This is a genomic window from Anoxybacillus sp. LAT27, from assembly GCF_022030075.1.
GTDB lineage: Bacteria > Bacillota > Bacilli > Bacillales > Anoxybacillaceae > Anoxybacillus > Anoxybacillus kestanbolensis.
The window spans coordinates 132617-152969 of the sequence record NZ_JAIWYK010000421.1; the positions used below are offsets into that span (position 1 = coordinate 132617).

At 40.2% G+C, this 20353-nt stretch carries 22 protein-coding genes and 2 tRNA genes; 1 reads left to right on the forward strand and 23 read right to left on the reverse strand.

Features of this window, described 5'->3' with window-relative positions:
- Positions 1 to 54: 54 nt before the first annotated feature.
- The 18 genes from LD028_RS10750 to LD028_RS10835 form a co-directional block, all read right to left on the reverse strand.
- Positions 55 to 843: an MBL fold metallo-hydrolase gene (locus LD028_RS10750; protein WP_237811817.1), complete on the reverse strand. Its 789-nt coding sequence runs from the start codon at positions 841 to 843 to the stop codon at positions 55 to 57.
- Between the two features lie 5 nt (positions 844 to 848).
- The gene (locus LD028_RS10755; protein WP_006321104.1) at positions 849 to 1634 is read right to left on the reverse strand and encodes a two-component system regulatory protein YycI; all 786 of its coding nucleotides are present in this window, start codon (positions 1632 to 1634) and stop codon (positions 849 to 851) included.
- Entirely contained in the window at positions 1621 to 2949 is a 1329-nt protein-coding gene (locus LD028_RS10760; protein WP_237811818.1) for a YycH family regulatory protein, read from the reverse strand. Before LD028_RS10760 ends, LD028_RS10755 begins: the two co-directional genes overlap by 14 nt.
- Positions 2950 to 2954: 5 nt before the next feature.
- Positions 2955 to 4769, reverse strand: a complete 1815-nt coding sequence (walK, locus tag LD028_RS10765; protein ID WP_237811819.1) for a cell wall metabolism sensor histidine kinase WalK — start codon at positions 4767 to 4769, stop codon at positions 2955 to 2957.
- A gap of 4 nt (positions 4770 to 4773) precedes the next feature.
- Entirely contained in the window at positions 4774 to 5478 is a 705-nt protein-coding gene (gene yycF, locus LD028_RS10770) for a response regulator YycF (protein ID WP_077429098.1), read from the reverse strand.
- A gap of 99 nt (positions 5479 to 5577) precedes the next feature.
- Positions 5578 to 5650: transfer RNA gene (locus LD028_RS10775), tRNA-Phe, on the reverse strand.
- A gap of 51 nt (positions 5651 to 5701) precedes the next feature.
- Positions 5702 to 5777, reverse strand: a tRNA-Asp gene (locus LD028_RS10780).
- A 97-nt stretch (positions 5778 to 5874) separates the two neighbouring features.
- Complete coding sequence (locus LD028_RS10785) at positions 5875 to 7158, reverse strand: adenylosuccinate synthase (protein ID WP_237811820.1); 1284 nt, start codon at positions 7156 to 7158, stop codon at positions 5875 to 5877.
- A 115-nt stretch (positions 7159 to 7273) separates the two neighbouring features.
- Positions 7274 to 8638, reverse strand: a complete 1365-nt coding sequence (dnaB, locus tag LD028_RS10790; RefSeq protein WP_006321119.1) for a replicative DNA helicase — start codon at positions 8636 to 8638, stop codon at positions 7274 to 7276.
- A 76-nt stretch (positions 8639 to 8714) separates the two neighbouring features.
- Positions 8715 to 9164, reverse strand: coding sequence for a 50S ribosomal protein L9 (gene rplI, locus LD028_RS10795; RefSeq protein WP_006321121.1), 450 nt, complete (start codon positions 9162 to 9164; stop codon positions 8715 to 8717).
- Positions 9161 to 11134, reverse strand: a complete 1974-nt coding sequence (locus LD028_RS10800; protein ID WP_237811821.1) for a DHH family phosphoesterase — start codon at positions 11132 to 11134, stop codon at positions 9161 to 9163. Before LD028_RS10800 ends, rplI begins: the two co-directional genes overlap by 4 nt.
- A gap of 21 nt (positions 11135 to 11155) precedes the next feature.
- On the reverse strand, positions 11156 to 12088 hold the full coding sequence (locus tag LD028_RS10805) for a YybS family protein (RefSeq protein ID WP_237811822.1): 933 nt from the start codon (positions 12086 to 12088) through the stop codon (positions 11156 to 11158).
- Positions 12089 to 12149: 61 nt separating this feature from the next.
- On the reverse strand, positions 12150 to 12386 hold the full coding sequence (rpsR, locus tag LD028_RS10810) for a 30S ribosomal protein S18 (RefSeq protein WP_077429095.1): 237 nt from the start codon (positions 12384 to 12386) through the stop codon (positions 12150 to 12152).
- Between the two features lie 33 nt (positions 12387 to 12419).
- Positions 12420 to 12911 carry a single-stranded DNA-binding protein gene (gene ssb, locus LD028_RS10815; protein ID WP_171700453.1) on the reverse strand — a complete coding sequence of 164 codons (492 nt, stop codon included), beginning with the start codon at positions 12909 to 12911 and terminating at the stop codon, positions 12420 to 12422.
- 26 nt (positions 12912 to 12937) lie between these two features.
- Positions 12938 to 13225 carry a 30S ribosomal protein S6 gene (gene rpsF, locus LD028_RS10820; protein ID WP_009361077.1) on the reverse strand — a complete coding sequence of 96 codons (288 nt, stop codon included), beginning with the start codon at positions 13223 to 13225 and terminating at the stop codon, positions 12938 to 12940.
- Between the two features lie 104 nt (positions 13226 to 13329).
- The gene (ychF, locus tag LD028_RS10825) at positions 13330 to 14430 is read right to left on the reverse strand and encodes a redox-regulated ATPase YchF (RefSeq protein WP_004893236.1); all 1101 of its coding nucleotides are present in this window, start codon (positions 14428 to 14430) and stop codon (positions 13330 to 13332) included.
- Between the two features lie 20 nt (positions 14431 to 14450).
- Positions 14451 to 14627: a DUF951 domain-containing protein gene (locus tag LD028_RS10830; RefSeq protein ID WP_006321132.1), complete on the reverse strand. Its 177-nt coding sequence runs from the start codon at positions 14625 to 14627 to the stop codon at positions 14451 to 14453.
- A 41-nt stretch (positions 14628 to 14668) separates the two neighbouring features.
- Entirely contained in the window at positions 14669 to 15544 is an 876-nt protein-coding gene (locus tag LD028_RS10835; protein ID WP_237811823.1) for a mechanosensitive ion channel family protein, read from the reverse strand.
- Between the two features lie 181 nt (positions 15545 to 15725).
- Between LD028_RS10835 and yyaC the strand changes: the two genes are divergently transcribed.
- On the forward strand, positions 15726 to 16316 hold the full coding sequence (yyaC, locus tag LD028_RS10840) for a spore protease YyaC (protein ID WP_237811824.1): 591 nt from the start codon (positions 15726 to 15728) through the stop codon (positions 16314 to 16316).
- Here the strand turns inward: yyaC and LD028_RS10845 are convergent.
- From LD028_RS10845 to rsmG, 5 genes are all read right to left on the reverse strand, one after another.
- On the reverse strand, positions 16305 to 17012 hold the full coding sequence (locus tag LD028_RS10845) for a DUF554 domain-containing protein (protein WP_077429090.1): 708 nt from the start codon (positions 17010 to 17012) through the stop codon (positions 16305 to 16307). The two genes, yyaC and LD028_RS10845, sit on opposite strands and share 12 nt — an antisense overlap.
- A gap of 17 nt (positions 17013 to 17029) precedes the next feature.
- Positions 17030 to 17893, reverse strand: a complete 864-nt coding sequence (locus LD028_RS10850; protein ID WP_128999529.1) for a ParB/RepB/Spo0J family partition protein — start codon at positions 17891 to 17893, stop codon at positions 17030 to 17032.
- Complete coding sequence (locus LD028_RS10855) at positions 17886 to 18647, reverse strand: ParA family protein (protein WP_077429088.1); 762 nt, start codon at positions 18645 to 18647, stop codon at positions 17886 to 17888. The genes LD028_RS10850 and LD028_RS10855 overlap by 8 nt, the downstream gene beginning before the upstream one ends.
- A 104-nt stretch (positions 18648 to 18751) precedes the next feature.
- Entirely contained in the window at positions 18752 to 19603 is an 852-nt protein-coding gene (gene noc, locus LD028_RS10860; protein ID WP_077429087.1) for a nucleoid occlusion protein, read from the reverse strand.
- 35 nt (positions 19604 to 19638) lie between these two features.
- On the reverse strand, positions 19639 to 20352 hold the full coding sequence (rsmG, locus tag LD028_RS10865; protein ID WP_004893258.1) for a 16S rRNA (guanine(527)-N(7))-methyltransferase RsmG: 714 nt from the start codon (positions 20350 to 20352) through the stop codon (positions 19639 to 19641).
- Position 20353 lies beyond the last annotated feature (1 nt).

Below are 20353 nucleotides of genomic sequence, written 5' to 3' on the forward strand. Positions count from 1 at the left end.
TCGCTTATCATCTAACAATATACATACGTCGTGTTGGTGAAAAAACGGTGAAATTTATACGGGAATAAGTGCGGTCGGACGAGCCGGATCTGTATCGTACAGTTGAAAAGATTCCCCTACAATGATCCCTTTTCTTTCAAGCGTCTGAGCGACCGTCATGCGTGCTAATTCTTTCATATTGTTATCTTGGCTTAAATGCGCTAAATAAATGCGCTTTGTTTTGTCACCAATGACATCTGCTAGAGCGAGACCTGCGTCTTCATTCGATACATGTCCAACATCGCTTAAAATACGCCGTTTAATGTTCCAAGGATATTTTCCCATACGTAACATTTCTACATCATGGTTACTTTCAAATACAAATACATCGGCATGCCGAATGACACCTTTCATGCGTTCACTCACATACCCTGTATCTGTAATGAGAGCTAACTTTTTTCCTTCATAATGAAACACATAAAACATCGGCTCTGCAGCATCGTGAGACACACCGAACGATTCCACATCCAAATCTCCAAACGTACGAACAGAACCTGTCGGAAAAATAAATTTTTGTTCAGATGGGATATCACCAATAAGACCTTCCATCGCTCTCCACGTTTTTTCATTCGCATAAATCGGAAGGCAATACTTACGGGCGATCACACCTAATCCTTTAATATGGTCACTATGTTCATGTGTTACTAAAACACCGGTTATATCTTCAATATGACGATCAATATCAGCAAATAGTTTTTCTAATTGTTTCCCGCTTAATCCAGCATCAACAAGCAATCGTTCTTGTTTCGTTTCTACGTAAAAAGCGTTGCCTGTGCTGCCGCTTGCTAAAACACTAAACTTCATCTAATTCACTCCAACACTTTATTTTCATCGCTAATGACTTGTCCTTCAAATGCGTTGACATAATAGTCTGTTTTTCCATTCACAACAACGTGCCATGTTGGCGTTAACACCTGGGAAGCTGTAAACTGAACAAGCGCATAATAGCCGAGATCAATTTTCGTTACGCGATCACCCGGCTTTAAGTAATTTCGTTTATACAACGTTTCTAACGCTTTAATCGCTGGTAAAATTTCTTGCTTTTTTTCGTTTTTTTCTAAATCAACGAGCAACGTTTGTTCATAGCCGACCATTTCATTTTGATCATTCACATAAATAAGTAACATACTGCTCACATTTTTATAAATTGTTTTTCCGTCATATTGCTGAAAATAAATGAGCGCTTGTAAATGTTCATCATACTTCCAAAACGTATATTGATCACCCGCAATGATATTTTGTTTTAAAAACTCTGTTAAGCGATAACCATCCTTTGGATCTTGTAGCGGAATAGGCTGAATAAAGTGGGCTTGTAACACCGTTTCATTTGCAGCTTCGACTTGTTGGTTCGTTAATTTTTTCACTTCATCTTCTGTGAATGTTTTACTTTTCCCACTCACATATGTCGATTTTGTGATCTCTTTTGGTAAATCGACATATGTAATGCCATCCGCTTCGAGCTGTTCCTCGATTGTCGCTTCTAAAATGACATCAAGCTGGCTACTATTTTTTTTCTGGATAAATTGATAACCTAAAAATATATCAAGAATGAGGAATGTAATAATAAAAATGGTTTTCGTTTTACTCCAATCCAATGATATCCCCTCTTCGTTCATCTGTCGTCATCACAATTTTCCGCCACGTTCCGTTATACAAACAATACCAAGATGGTTCTAAAACGACGATATTTTCTCGCTCTGAATCGCGAACAAGTTCGTAGCCAATTGAAATGTCGTCAATAAATTCATGTTGAATATTTTTTTGTTTTTTCAACTGATCGATGACTTCATATCCAGACGAAAGTGTAATTGGCAAACTCACGCGGTCGGGAATCGCTAATGTGAATAACGGACGTTGGTAATTTATAATCTCGTTTTCCCCCCATATTTGCACAATTTCCGCCATTCCGTAACGATTAAATACAGGGTAGCCATTGGCGAACAAACGAAAAGTTACTTTTCTCCCGTTTTCGTCTAAGCGATCAAAATAATACGTGTCTGTCCAACCGCCATGATCGTTCACAAAATCAATACTTTTTTGCAAAATAGTTGGGTCAAACGTTTGTGTTTCACCACGAGCTGCTGGATTGACGTACAACAGTAATTTTTTAGATAAATCAACGTCCATTAAGCGTGATCCATCTGTGTATTCCTCGCCAAAATTGAGTACATCTTTTTTCACAAAACTTGGGTCTGTAAATAATGCATCTTTAAAACGATCTGTACTTAACTCATCCATATAATATTGCAATCGGTTTAATACGAGCGGACGCGCTGGTAAAAACAACGATTTTGTTTCGCTAATGTCATAAGATAAAAACGGGGTATAACGTTCTGCCCGCGCATAATATGTTTGTTTCACATTTTCGATTGCTGCATCTTGAACAACCGCTTTATATATACGCTTTTCATTGACAGATACGAAATAGACAGTCACCTCTCCTTCGTTTTCATTCATCGGAATGATGATGCGATCGAACTGAACTTTTTCGACATCTTGATCTTCAAACTGAAACATAGTTCGATACATTTCAATCGGTATGTCATCGGGATAAATAATTTCAATTTTTCCTTTTCCACGGATAAAGGAAAGAAATTGTTCTTTCTTTATCGTGCTTGATATGTTTTCGAAATGATCGAATGTCCAATTTTTCATCTCTTTCATAAATTTATAAATGTCCGAATGATGTGTTATCCCATAATGTTGTTCATTTTTATGAATGAAAATATAACGAGGCTGAATGACTGTGCCATAATCAACGGCGACATTACTGACAGGAACATTTTGAATGTATTTTGCGTTTTCGATGAAATCATATTTCGGTTGATACGTCCATAAACTCCACGTTAAAAAAACGCTCGTACATACAAGAATCGTCAATACAATTGACTTGATCGTTTCGTATTTCATCGTTTTCATCCTTTTTTCTGTTGTTCAATCGGCAAAGTAAAGTAAATGGTTGTCCCTTTTCTTTCTTGACTTTCTGCCCAAATACGCCCACCATGTGCAACGACAACCTCTTTTGCAATCGCAAGACCTAATCCTGTTCCGCCGAGCTTACGCGAACGTGCCTTGTCGACACGATAAAAACGCTCAAAAATTTTCGATAAATCGGATTTCGGAATACCGACACCTTCATCTTTTACACTCACTTCAATATATTCGCCTTTTTTCTTCACCCGAAACGTAATTGTTCCTCCTTGCGGAGAATACTTCAACGCGTTAGAAATAATATTGTCGAGCACTTGGGTAATTTTATCTTCATCCATATACACAATCATTTTCTCATTTGGAAAGTCTCGAACAAACGAAACGTTTTCTTTTTTTGTTAATTCAAATCGATTAATGACTTTATGGAAATATGGAATGAAATGTACACGTGTTTTTTTCAATTTATAGTCTTTACTGTCGAGCCTAGAAAGCTGTAACAAATCATTAACGAGACGAATCATTCGTTCTGTTTCGTTTTGTGTCACTTCAATAAATCTCGGAGCAATTTCTTCATCTCGCCACGCTCCGTCCGCCAGTGCCTCTAAATAACTGCGCATCGTTGTTAACGGCGTTCGCAATTCATGGGACACATTGGCTACAAACTCGCGACGATCACGGTCAATTTTTTCATGCTCTGTAATGTCATGCAGTACGACAATTAAGCCATTCACAAGCCCTTTTTCTTTTTGAATGACAGATAAAGAAGCGCGCAAAATATACATTTCGTCGTCCGTACTAAAGTCTAAAATTAACGTTTCACGTTCTTCAATTAACGTTTCGAACGTATATTGTTCATCTAATCCTAATACCGTCACAATCGGTGCTGAAAGCACTGTTTCACGTGAAACATTTAAAATGTTGAGGGCGGCATCGTTAATTAAAATGATTCGTCCTTTTCGGTCTGTTGCAATAACCCCATCTGTCATATGCGTTAATACCGATTCTAATTTACGTCGCTCTCCTTCTGTCGTCGCTTGCGCTTCTTGCAATTTTTTCGTTAAGTTGTTAAAGCTAAGCGCGAGTTGTCCAATTTCATCGTATCCATACACTTTTACTTTTCGAGAAAAATTACCTTTTGCCATTGCCAATGCTTGTTTACGCATATCTGAAATTGGTCGTGTAATTGTCTGTGCTAATAAAATGCCTAATAACGCCGTAATGACTAAAGCAATGCCCGTTCCTGTCGCTAAAATGTTATTAATTTGCCTCATTTGCGCAAAAACGTTCTCCATCGAAGCGATGACATAAATCGCTCCCTTCATTTCATTTTTCACTTTAATAGGCGTAGAAGAAATATACATGCGATGACCTGTTTTCGGGTCAACGAGCATTTTTTCTGTCATTTCACCGGCCACTAACGTTCGTTTAATTAATAAGTCCGTCGTGCGCTTTCCGACAATATTTTGATTATATGGGTTTGATGTCCCTAACACTTTACTTTTATGATCAATGACGCGCACTTCGGAAATATCTTGTGAAACGAAGTCTTGTAAAATAGAACGAATTTCTTCTTCGATCGTTGGACTTTTTTTATCGCGCTCTTTATTCATTTCTTGTTCAATGTTATAAGCAAGTAAAATAACGCGCTCGTTTAATGAATTTTTAAAGTTTTCAACAAGCTGCGCTTCCAACTGACGTACAAAATAAGCCCCAATAATTTGCATCGCAATTAAAATAAGTAAAATGTAAATCAAGGCAAATTTCACATGAATCGATTGAAATATGCTCACTTTTCTCATGCGGTTACTCCTGTTCCGGATTTCGTAAGTAATACCCGACCCCTCGTCTTGTTACAATCCATGTCGGGTGCGAAGGGTTATCTTCGATTTTTTCACGCAAACGTCGAACGGTGACATCCACGGTACGCACATCGCCAAAATAGTCATATCCCCATACCGTTTGCAGTAAATGTTCGCGCGTCATCACTTGTCCGATATGCTTTGCTAAATAGTGAAGTAGTTCAAATTCTCGATGGGTTAACTCAATTTGTTCTCCTCGTTTCGATACCGTGTAAGCATCTGGGTGAATCGTGAGCGGACCAATTTTTATTTCGCTCATTTCTTTTACATCTTGTTCTTGTCTTTGTTGGTGGCGACGTAAATTCGCTTTGACGCGCGCTAACAGCTCGCGTGTGCTAAATGGTTTCGTCACGTAATCGTCTGCGCCAAGTTCTAGCCCAAGCACTTTATCTATTTCAGAGTCCTTTGCTGTTAGCATAATAATAGGCATATCGTATTTTTTACGAATTTCACGACATACTTCCATGCCATCTTTTTGAGGTAGCATAATATCTAATAAAATTAAATCTGGTTGAATGTCTTCTACTTTTTGCAGCGCTTCTACACCGTCATATGCACAATGTACGTCGTACCCTTCTTTTCTTAAATTAAATTGCAAAATATCAGCAATAGGCTTTTCATCGTCGACAACTAAAATTTTTTTTTCCATGTACGTTCACTCCCCCAAAGGCATATTTACATATAGTGTACCATGTCACCATTATAAAACAAAAAAGCATAGACACATATACGTATCTATGCTTGCAAGTGGCTCGGGACGGAATCGAACCGCCGACACAAGGATTTTCAGTCCTTTGCTCTACCGACTGAGCTACCGAGCCATATGTATAACTAACTTCCCAATTTTTATCGCATTGCTATTTCAATAAAAATGGCGGTTCCGACGGGATTCGAACCCGCGATCTCCTGCGTGACAGGCAGGCATGTTAACCCCTACACCACGGAACCGTATTTCAACAGACATCTATTATTCTATTATATAATTAGTAATAAGACAATAGTTTTTTTAAAAAAACGCCGACGAACGAGTCATCGACGTTTTTCCTTATGCATATACGTTGCGGACAACATTCGTTTGAGAGCGGTCTGGTCCGACCGAGAAAATCGAAAGCGGAATACCCGTTAATTGCGAAATGCGCTCAACATAACGACGTGCATTAGCTGGAAGCTCGTCTAAACTTTTTACACCCGTAATATCTTCCGTCCATCCCGGCAATTCTTCATATACCGGCTCACATTCCGCTAATACTTTCAAACTCGCCGGAAACTCCTCTATGATTTGTCCTTTGTAACGATAAGCAACACAAATTTTCAACGTTTCAATACCTGTTAACACGTCGATCGAGTTTAATGATAAGTCTGTAATTCCACTAACACGACGCGCATGACGAACAACGACGCTATCAAACCAACCGACACGGCGTGGACGCCCGGTTGTCGTTCCGTATTCACGACCTACTTCACGAATACGATCACCAATTTCGTTGTTTAACTCTGTTGGAAACGGACCGTCACCAACACGTGTTGTATATGCTTTCGCTACCCCTACAACATGTTTAATTTTTGTCGGGCCAACACCAGCCCCAATGGTAACCCCACCAGCAACAGGATTTGACGACGTAACAAATGGGTACGTACCTTGGTCGATATCTAACATAACGCCTTGAGCACCTTCAAATAAAACACGGCGTCCTTCATCAAGTGCATCGTTTAATACGACAGATGTGTCACAAACATATTTGGCAATTTGCTGTCCGTATTCGTAATATTCATCAAGAATGTGTTCTAACTGAAACCCTTCTACACCGTACACTTTTTCAAAAAGCACATTTTTCTCAGCTAAGTTACGAGCTAACTTTTCTTCAAACACTTCGCGATCAAGCAAATCTGCAATGCGAATGCCGACACGCGCGGCTTTGTCCATATAAGCAGGGCCAATGCCTTTTTTCGTCGTCCCAATTTTATTAGCCCCTTTTCTTTCTTCTTCTACTTCATCTAGCTTTAAGTGATAAGGCAAAATGACGTGCGCACGGTTGCTAATGCGTAAATTGTCTGTGCTTACACCACGCTCATGCAAATACGCTAATTCTTGCACGAGCGCTTTCGGATCGACAACCATTCCATTTCCAATGACGCAAATTTTATCTTTATAAAAAATGCCAGAAGGGATTAAATGTAATTTATACTTTTCGCCGTTAAATACAATCGTATGTCCGGCGTTATTTCCACCTTGATATCGTGCAATGACTTCTGCATGTTGTGATAAAAAATCTGTAATTTTTCCTTTTCCCTCATCGCCCCATTGTGTTCCAACAACAACTGAAGACATAGCGAGCACCTCCGCTTCATCAATTCCAAACATAGTAAGTGTACCAAATCAACTATGAAAAATCAATAAAAAACCGAACATTTATATGTTTGTTTGTTATTTTTATTCGTATACATTACGCTCCCGGTGGAACGTTCGTATCATCGAAGCGGCGCTCTAAGTTGACAAACTTGTTGTACTCTTTTACAAAAGCAAGTTGTACTGTACCAACAGGACCGTTCCGTTGTTTTGCAATGATAATTTCAATAATGTTTTTGTTTTCTGATTCTTTGTCGTAATAATCATCACGATATAAAAAAGCAACAATATCCGCGTCTTGTTCAATACTTCCCGATTCCCGCAAGTCAGACATCATCGGTCGTTTATCTTGACGTTGCTCCACGCTACGAGAAAGCTGAGATAAAGCGATGACAGGGACATCTAACTCACGAGCTAACGCTTTTAATGAACGGGAAATTTCCGATACTTCTTGTTGACGATTTTCACGATTGCGTCCACTTCCTTGAATGAGCTGCAAGTAGTCGATCAATATCATACCAAGTCCTTGTTCTTGTTTTAAGCGACGGCATTTGGCACGAATTTCACTAACACGAATGTTCGGCGTATCGTCAATAAAAATACCAGCATTTGATAGACTACCCATCGCCATCGTTAACTTTCCCCAATCTTCTGGCGTCAGTTTGCCGGTTCGCAAGTTTTGAGCGTTAATATTTCCTTCTGCACAAAGCATACGCATGACGAGTTGCTGTGCCCCCATCTCTAAGCTAAAAATTGCCACGTTCTCACCTGTACGTGTCGCCACATTTTGGGCAATATTTAATGCAAACGCTGTTTTCCCGACAGACGGACGAGCAGCAACAATAATAAAATCGCTTCGTTGAAATCCTGCTGTCATTCGATCAAGTTCAATAAAACCTGTTGGAATTCCCGTGATCTCACCTTTTCGGTTATGAAGCATTTCGATGTTGTCATACGCTTGAACAAGCACATCTTTTATATTTTGAAATCCCGTCGTATTTTTTCGTTGCGATACTTCTAAAATTTTTCGCTCCGCTTCATTTAACACATCGTCTACTTCATCTTCGCGTGTATAACCGTCTTGAGCAATCGATGTAGCCGTGCGAATTAAACGGCGCAAAATAGATTTTTCCTCTACAATTTTCGCATAATAGTGCACATTCGCCGCTGTTGGAACGGCATTGGCAAGCTCTGTTAAATATGACACGCCTCCTACTTCTTCAAGCGCATTTGCATCTGCTAGTTCCGATGTAACCGTCACTAAATCAACAGGCTCGCCACGATCAGATAGTTGTAACATCGTTCGGAAAATTTTTTGATGTGCCGCTCGATAAAAATCTTCGGGAATTAATATTTCTGAAGCGGTTGTGAGCGCGGATGGCTCTAGTAAAATCGCTCCGAGCACAGCTTGTTCAGCTTCGATATTTTGTGGGGGGAGTCGATCAGCAAATATGTCTGTCATGTACGCTCACCGTCCTTTCTCATAAGAAAAATGTGATTATATGCACGGAAAAAATCCGGCATAAAATCACATTTCATTACTTTTGCTCTTGTACATGTACTTTTAATGTAGCAGTTACTTCTGGATGAAGTTTAATTGGTACATTTGTATAGCCAAGCGCTCGAATGGCGTCATCTAATTCAATTTTTCGTTTATCAATTTTAATATCATGTTGTTGCTGAAGCGCCTCCGCAATTTGCTTGCTCGTAATTGAACCGAATAGACGACCACCTTCACCAGCTTTCGCAAATAATTCAACAGTTAACGTATCAATTTTTTCTTTCAATTTTTTTGCGCGAGCTAATTCTTCTTCCGCTTCTTTCTTTTGTTTATTTTTTTGGGCTTCTAATGCTTTTAAATTGGCTGGTGTTGCCTCGATTGCTAACCCTTGTTTAAATAAAAAGTTTTGCGCATAACCATCAGCAACGTTTTTTACTTCCCCTTTTTTCCCTTTTCCTTTCACATCTTTTAAAAAGATCACTTTCATGTGTCCCTACCTCCTGCAATATATTCTCGAATGGCTTCCTTCAATCGCTTTTCTGCTTCATCGATTGTAATATTGGCAAGCTGAGTGGCCGCATTCGTGAGATGACCACCACCATCAAGTTTTTCCATAATTAACTGCACATTCACATCTCCTAACGAACGGGCACTAATCCCGATCATTTGATCGCTTCGCTTCGAAATAACAAACGAAGCGACAACACCATTTAGAGATAATAGCGTATCCGCTGCTTGAGCAATTAAAACCGGATCATATGTTTCATTGGCGCTTCCCTTTGCAATCGCAAACCCGTACTCATCAATGATAGCGTTCTCAATTATTTTAGCACGCTTAATGTAATGCTCAATATTTTCTTTTAACAGTTTTTGGACAAGTGTCGTATCCGCCCCTTGTGCGCGTAAATATGAAGCTGCATCAAACGTTCTTGATCCTGTGCGTAATGTGAAACTTTTCGTATCGACAACGATGCCTGCTAGCAAAGCTGTTGCCTCGAGCATAGATAATTTTGAACGCTTTGGTTGGTATTGTAACAATTCTGTTACGAGCTCTGATGTAGACGAAGCATATGGCTCCATATATACGAGAATCGGATCTTCAATGAACTCTTCGCCACGACGATGATGGTCAATCACAACAACCCGATCTAATCGTAACAACAACCGTTCTTCTATAACGAGCGAAGGTTTATGCGTATCTACGACAACAAGCAACGTATCTTCTGTCGCCAACTCTAATGCTTGCTCGGGAGAAATAAAACGCGACCAGAGTTCTGTCTGCTTTTTCACTTCTTCTAGCAAACGTTGGACCCCAGAGTCAATACGGTTTGTATCAATCACAATGAACGCTTCTTTTTGATTCATTTGAGCCACTTTTAAAATGCCGATCGCCGAACCGATGGCATCCATATCGGGATACTTATGTCCCATAATAAACACTTGCTCACTTTCTAAAATGAGCTCCTTCAATGCATGTGATATAACGCGAGCTCTAACCCTTGTCCGTTTCTCCATCGGATTCGTTTTGCCACCATAAAATTTTACTTTTCCATTCGGTTGTTTAATCGCGACTTGATCACCGCCGCGTCCAAGCGCTAAATCTAAACTAGACTGTGCTAACGTACCGAGTTCTGGCAAAGACGGGGAATTTGTTCCTATTCCGATACTTAGTGTTAACGGCACATGATTTTTCGCTGTCTGCTCACGCACTTCATCTAAAATAGAAAATTTATTTTTTTCGAGTTGCTGTAAAATATGTTCGTTTAACACAGCAACAAATCGATCCGACGATGTCCGTTTCAAAAATAGACCATATTCGCTCGCCCACCTATTTAAGATGGATGTCACTTGACTATTGAGTTGGCTTTTCGTTTGATCATCCATCCCTTGCGTCACATCATCGTAATTATCAAGGAAAATGACACCTAATACGATTTTTTCCTGCTCATATTTTTGCTCCAATTGTGCTTGCTCGGTAATATCAAAAAAGTAAAGTAATCGTTCTTCTCGACGAATGATTACTTTAAACGTTCGATCGTGAAATGTAACGACTTCTTCTGTTGCCTCTGTTTTTATAAGCGGAACAAGTTGTTCAGCAACATCATATAATGATTGCCCAACGAGCGTATCCACTCCGAAACAAGAAGATAAAAAAGAGTTCGTCCATTCAATTTCTAACTCATCGTTAATGAGCATAATACCAATCGGCATCCCCATTAACGCTTCTTCCCCAACTTTTTTTATCCGGTAAGAGAGAGTAGAAATGTAATCTTCAATTTCCTCTTGAGCAACTTTATACGATCGAAATACGTGAAATAACGTAGGGCCAAGGAGCACAGCAGCGACTATCCCAATCATCCATTCAAAATACGTAACAATGATAAGCAGTACAAACGTAATACCGATTAAAACATACAAGGGATAGCGATGCCTCTGCTTTTCATATAAACTCGACATGAACGTCAGCTCCTTGCGTCATTAATCTTTCAGCTTCTTTCGTAAATCAAATCCTAAATCAATTATACCTAATATTCGCACGAGGTGAAGTAAAAAAGGGAAAAATAGCGATAGAACAACAATCGCAATAGCTCCTTTACGCCCAATATTTTTTTGATGCATCCAATAAAAAATGAACGAGAATCCTTGAATGGTCATAAGTAGCTGTAAAATTTGAAACAAATTAAGCAACGCAATATAAAGAAATGAACCATGCTCGATTGGGAAAAATAACAAAAGCATAACCGCTAAATAGTACCATAACAAACTTTTCGGTAAAACGAGCTCGCGAAACGGCTGCCAGTTACCAATCGGCATATTTAATCGTTTTAAAATGGGCAAGGCAGCTTGTTGAGTAATCCAAGCAAAACATGCAGCCGCGAAAACGAACGCAGTCGGCAATAAGTCAATAACAATGTCCATCGTTTGTTTCATTGTTTTTTCGAATTGCTCATTTGCTGGTTGTCCGATTTTTTCTAACACTATTTGTGCACTTTGAAATGATTGTTGCATTATTTCTTCAATTTGTTTGCCAATGTGAATATCGAAAAACAAAACAGAACTTGCATAAATGATGATCATGCTCACTAAAAAAGAAAGCGTCCCAACGAGCAAAACGACATATTTTCCACCTTTTCTTTGCCACACATGTCCCATCGCAACTCCGCTACTTGCAAACATAAATGTCATCGGAACAGATAAAAGTGAACCAAACCAAATAGATGGAATAAATGATGCAGCAAGTAAAAACAAGCCGTTTTTATATGTATGGCGCATCGTAAATAAAAGAAATGGAATTGCCAAAAAAAATGTTGTAACCATTCCAAACACCGGCATGTATAAACTGAGCAAGAGGAGAACCGTAAAAATAGCGAGTTGCACAGCTCCTTCCGTCAATACACGAGCGTTTTTCACCTTTTTCCCTCCTTGAAAACAAAAAGCAGTAAGGCTCCGTCCCCCTTACTGCTTTCTCTTTTTATTCGCCCGCAACGTATGGTAATAAAGCCATTTGACGAGCACGTTTGATCGCAACTGTTAATTTGCGTTGATATTTCGCGCTCGTACCTGTTACGCGACGAGGTAAAATTTTACCGCGCTCAGAAATGAATTTCTTTAATGTGTCCACATCTTTGTAGTCGATGTGCGTAATTCCGTTTGCTGTAAAGTAGCAAACTTTACGACGTTTTGTGCGTCCACCTTTACGTCCTGCCATCGTATATCCTCCTTTCGTTGATCAAGTATTATATTAAAACGGCAAATCATCATCCGATATGTCGATTGGTTGTCCATCGTTCGCAAATGGATCATCATCAATTCGACTAAATCCGCTGTTACGTCCTTGGTTCGGGTTCTGATTTGATCCAAATGGAAACGGCTCGCCATAGCTGCCTGATGCCATGCCACGTTGCTCACCGCCACCTCGCGGCTCTAAAAACTGAACGCTATCGGCGACAACCTCTGTCACGTACACTCGTTTTCCTTCTTGGTTTTCATATGATCTCGTTTGAATTCGACCTTCTACTCCAGCTAAACTACCTTTTTTCAAATAGTTCGCCACATTTTCAGCTTGTCGGCGCCAAACGATACAGTTAATAAAATCTGTTTCACGTTCACCTTGTTGGTTCGTATACGTTCGATTCACCGCTAGCGTAAACGTGGCAACAGCAACTCCATTTGGAGTATAGCGTAATTCCGGATCTTTCGTCAGTCTTCCGACGAGAATTACGCGATTAATCATCAGAACCACTCCTATTCATGAGGAAATTATTCTTCTTCCTTCACGACGATATGACGAATGATATCTTCGCTGATGCGCGCTAAACGGTCAAACTCTTGAACCGCTGCTGGCTTCGCAACAACATTTAAAATCATGTAGTAACCGTCACGGAATTTTTCAATTTCATAAGCGAGACGACGCTTGCCCCATTCTTTTACGTTTGTAATTTCTGCGCCATTTTCAGTTAACACGTTATTAAAACGCTCAACAACTGCTTTTCTCGCTTCTTCTTCCATGTTTGGACGGATAATGTACATAATTTCGTACTTTCTCATCACAGTCACCTCCTTTTGGTCTACACGGCTCTCTACAGAGCAAGGAGCAATATATCATTACTCACATTTGATGATTATATCATGAACATCGTCCATATGCAAGATTAGACGTTAAAACGGAAATGAATAATATCGCCATCTTGCACTTCATAATCTTTTCCTTCTAATCGTACTTTTCCTGCTTCACGTGCAGCTGCCATCGATCCCGCCGCAACTAAATCGTCATATGATACCGTTTCGGCACGAATAAATCCTCGTTCAAAATCAGAATGGATAATACCAGCACATTGAGGTGCTTTCATTCCTTTTCGGAACGTCCATGCCCGCACTTCTTGTTCACCTGCTGTGAAGTACGTAGCGAGTCCGAGCAGGCTGTATGATGCACGAATAAGTTGGTCTAATCCTGATTGTTCAATGCCAAGTTCTTGTAAAAATAACTCTTTTTCTTCATCATCTAACTCCGCCATCTCCGCCTCAACTTTAGCACATACAACGATGACTTCCGCGTTATCTTCTTTCGCAAATGCTTTTACTTGTTGCACGTACTCATTGCTGTTCGGGTCCGCTAAATCTTCTTCTCCGACGTTAGCGACGTATAACATCGGTTTGATCGTTAATAAATGCAGTTGCTTCACGACTTTCATTTCTTCTTCCGTAAATGAAAGCGTTCTAGCTGGTTTTCCTGCTTCGAATGTTTCTTTCAAGCGACTTAAAATGTCATATTCAAATACTGCTTCTTTATCTTTTTGTTTTGCCATTTTCCCAACGCGATCTATCCGCTTATCTACCGTCTCTAAATCAGCAAAAATAAGTTCTAAGTTAATTGTTTCAATGTCAGCAATCGGGTCTACTTTCCCCGCCACATGCGTAATATTTTCGTCAGCAAAGCATCGCACAACTTGACAAATGGCATCAACTTGGCGGATGTGCGATAAAAACTTATTTCCTAATCCTTCGCCTTTACTTGCGCCTTTCACGATTCCTGCGATATCCGTAAACTCAAATACAGTTGGAACCGTACGTTTTGGATTAAATAATTCCGTCAATGTTTTTAGACGCTCATCTGGCACTTCAACAATGCCAACGTTTGGTTCGATCGTACAAAACGGATAGTTGGCAGACTCAGCGCCCGCTTTTGTGATTGCATTAAATAACGTTGATTTTCCGACGTTCGGAAGACCAACAATTCCTGCTGTTAACCCCATAATGAAGCTCCTCTCTTCGTCTATTCCTCGTGCTTTACGAGCACTTTTTTCATTTTTTTCTCAAACTCTTTTCGCGGCAACAATACGCTATGGCCGCATCCTTCACACTTAATTCGAATATCCATGCCCATTCGGATAATTTTCCAGCGATTTGTACCGCAAGGATGTTCCTTTTTCATTTCAACGATATCATGCATGCCATACTCCTTATTCAATATAGCACACTCCTTTCCGTTGTTTAAGCACGTTCCGCTTGTTGTTCGCGATTATAGAGAACTAAGCGAGGAAACGGGATTTCAATTCCACGCTCGTCCAAGCGAAGCTTAATCTCTTTTCGCAACGCACGTGCGATGTGCCAATGACGCATCGGCTTTGTTTCACACGTAATGCGCATAACTACATCAGACGGTCCTAAATTTTGTACTCCTAACAACTCTGGTGGACTGACAATGTCTTCATATTTACTCGGCATTTCCTCTAACACTTCGCGAATAACAGCTTCCGCTTCTTCCAAATCACACTCATAAGCAATGCTTACATCAATAATTGCCACACTATTATGCAAAGAAAAATTGGTAACTTCCGTAATCGTTCCGTTAGGCAAAATGTGCACCTCACCTGTGATACTTTTCATCTTCGTTGTACGCAATCCAATTTCTTCAACCACTCCTTCAAACGTTCCAATTCGCACGTAATCTCCAACAGCAAATTGGTCTTCCAAAATGATGAAGAAACCTGTGATAATATCGCGAACAAGGTTTTGCGCCCCAAATCCAACCGCTAATCCGACGATTCCAGCTCCCGCTAAAATCGCACGAATATCGACGCCTACAGCGTCTAAAATCATCATAAACGTAATAAAGTAAATGGTATACGTCGCCATATTGTTCAGCAGTCGCATTAACGTTGCTTCTCTTCGTTCCGATAACCGAATCGGCGCCTTTTGACGAACGGCGAAAAATTTGGCAATCGTCAATTTGATCACCTTTAACAAAATCGAGGCTAGTAAAAAAATGACGATGATTTTAAGCAAACTAACACCAATCGTCACAAGCCAGTCACCTTCTACTATTTGTTCAACAACACGACCGTATATTTTCTTCATTTGTTCCATCTAACCACCTCCGTTGTAGCAAAATCACCTATACAAGCTTCTTTGCCCGCGCATAAGTTATTGTAACAGTATTTTGCTTACATTTGTAGCGCACGAACTTTCTACATCGCCCAATGTATATATATTCACATTTTTCCGTATACTGTTACCACGCTATTTAACCGGAGGAGGGAACGGACGTATGCAAAACAAATTTTTTTACGACGAACCAAATGCAACATCTCAACTCGCATCATCTCTTTTGTATTTACTTCCATCTTCTACACATATCCCAATTGTCATCCTTTGCATCGGGACGGATCGTTCGACGGGTGACTCGCTCGGACCACTTGTCGGCACGATGCTTGAGCAAAAAGGGATATTGCCTTTTCACGTATATGGAACGTTAAAAGATCCGATTCATGCCGTTAATTTAGAAGATCGACTAAAAGATATTCAACAACAACATAAACACGCCTTCATCATTGCTGTCGATGCTTGTCTTGGTCGTGTGAAAAACATCGGAATGGTCACCATTGAAAAAGGTCCAATCAAACCAGGTGCCGCTGTCAATAAAAATCTCCCTTCTGTCGGCGATGCTCACATTACTGGGATCGTCAATGTGAGTGGATTTATGGAATTTTTCGTATTACAAAACACGAGACTTCATTTAGTCATGAGTATGGCGGAAACGATCGCCACAGGTATTTATGAAGCAGGTATGCAACTAAAGAAACATCAGCGGCTTGCATCATTGCAGACAAACGAACTGAAATATAAGTTATTCGAATAACACATGCATAAACGCAACGATCAAGGCATTGACTAAAATGCTTGGCAATAAGTTCGCTACACGAACAGATGTAAGATTCAACATGTTCAATCCGATCGCAACAATTAAAATTCCGCCTGTCGCGGTCGATTCAGCGATAAATGCCTCAAGGGCGCTTGGCGGAATGAACCGATCGATTTGCGTAGCCATTAAGGCGATGGAGCCTTGATAAACGACAACAGGAATAGCGGAAAAAATAACGCCGATGCCAAACGTAGCGGTTAAGATGATGCTCGCAAAGCCGTCCAAAATCGACTTTGTATACAATACGAGATGATCACCTCTTAACCCGCTATGTAACGCACCGACAATAGCCATCGAACCGACGACAAACAGGAGCGTAGCGCTCACAAATCCTTTAGAAATCGCTCCTTCTGCTCCATATCCTGCTCGTTTCTCCACCCATTTCCCTAGCCTTTCGAGTTTTTCTTCAATGTCCCATATTTCTCCTAATACCCCACCGACAACTAAACTAATAATCACAATTAAAAATTGCTTGCTTTCTAATCCCATTTTGACACCAAGAACGACGACAGAAAGCCCAATCCCACTCATTACCGTTGATTTTATGCGTTCAGGAATATTCCGAAATATGGCCCCTAACAGTGCTCCAATAAGAATACATATGCCGTTCACAACCGTACCGAGTAAAGCCAACGTATGTCACATCCTATTCATTCTTCAATCGATTCATCGTATGCATTTAGCAACTGCAAAATACGTGTCAAATCTTCTTCCGAGAAAAATTCGATTTCAATTTTCCCTTTTTTTCGATGTTTTTTAATGGATACTGACGTTCCTAACCGTTCGCGTAACAGCGCTTCGCTTTGCGTTAAAAATATATTTTTCTCTTCTTTCTTTTTCAATGTTTCACGTGGAACATTTTCATTCAATTGTTGAATAAGCGCCTCAAGTTGGCGAACATTGAGCGATTGTTGAATAACTCGTTCAATAACCGCTGAAAGTTTTTGTTTGTTTTTTAATGCAAGTAATGCTCGACCGTGCCCCATCGATAATGTACCTTCTTCAATCATTTGTTGCACATCACTTGGAAGTGAAAGAAGACGTAGATGGTTGGCAATATGTGGACGGCTCTTCCCTAATCGTTTCGCCAACTCTTCCTGCGTCAATTTGCATTTTGTAAGCAATAATTGATATGCTGTCGCTTCCTCAATCGGATTTAAGTCTTCACGCTGTAAATTTTCAAGCAAGGCAATTTCCATCATTTTTTCATCCGAAAGTTCACGTACAACGGCCGGGACAGTTTTTAATCCTGCTAGTTGTGCCGCTCGAAAGCGACGTTCACCTACGACAATTTCATATCCCTTAATTGTTTGGCGAACGATAAGCGGCTGGATGATCCCATGTTCCATAATGGATTGCTTTAATTCTTCTAGCGCTTGTTCATGAAACGTTTTACGCGGTTGATATGGATTTGGACGAAGTTGTTGAATTTCAATGTCTTGAACCGTTTCCCCTTTTTCTGCTTCTAAATTCGTAAAAAGCGCATGTATGCCTTTCCCGAGCCCTTTAGCCATTCGCGATCACCTCTTTCGCAAAATCCGCGTATACTTCCGCTCCCCGTGATTTCGCATCGTACAAAATAATCGGCTTCCCGTGGCTTGGCGCCTCACTTAGTCGAACATTGCGTGGTATAATCGTCTCATACACTTTTTCACGAAAATACTTTTTCACTTCTTGAATGACTTGAATACCAAGATTTGTACGCGCATCAAACATCGTCAGCAACACACCTTCAATGCGTAAGTTGGAATTTAAATGTTTTTGTACGAGACGAATTGTATTTAATAGTTGACTCAGTCCTTCCAATGCGTAATATTCACATTGAACAGGGATCAATACTGTATCTGCTGAAGTTAAAGCGTTGATTGTCAGCAGTCCAAGCGACGGCGGGCAATCAATAATAATAAAATCGTACACATCTTTTATCGGGTTTAACGCTTTCTGTAAGCGCACTTCCCGCGAAACAATTGGAACAAGTTCAATTTCAGCGCCCGCGAGTTGGATTGTGGCAGGAATGATGTGCAAACGTTCGATGTTAGTCGGACGAATGACTTGGCGTACATCTACTTCCTCAACTAATAAGTCGTATGCACATTGTTCGATGTCATGTTTTTCCACACCAATCCCGCTTGTCGCATTTCCTTGCGGGTCGACATCGACAAGTAACGTCTTTTTTCCCATATGGGCTAAACAAGCCGATAAATTTACCGCTGTTGTCGTTTTGCCAACACCGCCTTTTTGGTTGGCAATCGCAATAATTTTCCCCACAATGCTCCCCATCCTTTACTTATAATACTTTTTTTATTGTATCACGAATTTTTCAATATTTTCATATACAAAAAGAAAACCTCATCGTCATTTTGGATGAGGTGTTATTTTTGTTTCTTCGGGATGCGGATGGTAATTTGATAATAGTCTTCAAACTCTTCTTCTTCTGAATCGATCGCAACACCGCTATCAGCGACCATCGTCAACGACTGACGAATCGTATTGACGGCGATGCGCATGTCTTTGCTTAACGATTTTCGTTTCGGCTTCGGGCGCTTTTCATCGTCGCTTTCTTCTAGCATTTTCGCGACTCGATCTTCTGTCTGTTTCACGTTGAGTTGCTTTTGAATAATCTCTTCAAGCAATTTTAACTGTTTGTCGTAATCTTTCAGAACAATTAAAGCGCGCGCATGGCGTTCTGTAATTTGACGTTGTAACAATGCATCTTGCACTTCTTGAGGCAACTTTAATAAACGAAGTTTATTGGCGATCGTTGATTGTCCTTTTCCGAGCCGTTGCGCTAACGCTTCTTGCGTTAAATTGTGCAATTCTAGCAAACGAGCATAAGCAACCGCTTCTTCAATCGGAGTTAGCTCTTCTCGCTGTAGGTTTTCAATTAAAGCGACAGAGGCTGTTTCCGTATCATTTAAATTTTTAATAATGGCAGGTATATCTGTCCAACCGAGTTTTTGTGCTGCCCGCCATCTTCGTTCCCCGGCAATAATTTCGAACTTTCCATCTTCGCATTCTCGAACAACAATCGGTTGAATCATTCCATGCGTGCGAATCGTTTGAGCAAGTTCGTCAATTTTATCTTCAACAAAAATGGTTCGCGGTTGAAAACGGTTTGGAACAATTTGTGAAATGGCGATTCGTTTTATTTCTTCATTCGGTATGACAATTTCTTCTTGCTCTTTTTCACCAAAGCTGAAAAATCGCGAAAAAGGATGCTTCATTTCCCCCTGACACCACCTTTGAGAACTCAAAACATTCATTCAATCGGAAGCTTGTTTGGTACCCCTGGTTTGCGTGGATATTTCTTCGGTGTTTTTCTTTTTTTCTCGACAAAAACGATTGCTCGTTCACTTTCTTCAATTGGCAATAAAAATTGTTCGACTTTCGCCACTTCGCCACCTAACACACGAATAGCCGTTTTTCCTTGTTCAAGCTCTTCTTGTGCTGATGCACCTTTCATTGCAATAAACGTTCCTCCCACTTTCACAAGTGGCAAACAAAGCTCACTTAAGACAGATAAACGAGCAACAGCACGAGCCATGACGACATCAAATGATTCACGTACACTTTTTTGTCCAAACGTCTCGGCGCGATCATGATAAAAGGCTACTCCTTCAAGCCCAAGTTGTGCCGCTAAATGATTCAGAAATGTGATTCGTTTTTGTAATGAATCAACAATTGATACATGTAGATGAGGAAAGCAAATTTTTAGCGGTATACTCGGAAAACCAGCCCCTGCTCCAACATCGCAAATAGATAATGATTGCGAAAAATCATAATAAAAAGCAGGTGTGATGGAATCAAAAAAATGCTTCAAGTACACGCCTTCTTCGTCTGTGATCGCCGTTAAATTCATTTTCTCGTTCCATTCAACGAGCAATTGATAATATGTTTCGAATTGAGTAAGTTGTTGAGGAGAAAGCGAAATTCCTTTCTCCTCTAACATTTGTTGAAATACCTTTACATCCATC